The organism is Bradyrhizobium sp. CFUWI (genome assembly GCF_056429085.1).
In genome coordinates, this window is the sequence record NZ_JBWJZE010000222.1 from 1 (window position 1) to 433 (window position 433).

Below are 433 nucleotides of genomic sequence, written 5' to 3' on the forward strand. Positions count from 1 at the left end.
GGCTGAAGGCGTGGAAACATCGGCGAGTCTTGATCTATTGCGACAAGCGGACTGCGACACAGGACAAGGCTTCCTGTTCGCGAAGCCAATGCCGGCGGCGGCATTCGCCGTCTTCGTCAGTCAATGGAGGGGTGCCACCATGAATGCAAGTGACTCGACCACCACCAGTTGCTGCGTGTGCTGCAAGGAAATCCCGCTCGATGCCGCCTTCACCCCGGAAGGCGCGGAATACGTCGAGCACTTCTGCGGGTTGGAGTGTTATCAACGCTTCGAAGCGCGTGCCAAGACAGGGAACGAAACCGATGCCGATCCGAACGCCTGCGACTCGCTACCGTCAGATTGAGGCATACCCTAACTTGGCGTCAGACCATCCGGCGCTAAATCGTCAGAATAGAGTTGCCTTCCGAATTGATTGACATACGCCGTCAAGGGT

General features: G+C 57.5%; 1 protein-coding gene. It reads left to right on the forward strand.

From position 1 onward, the window contains the following. A partial coding sequence (locus AC066S_RS39530; RefSeq protein ID WP_478272018.1) for a DUF3330 domain-containing protein occupies window positions 1-343 on the forward strand: 343 nt, incomplete at its 5' end. Between the last annotated feature and the right edge of the window lie 90 nt (window positions 344-433).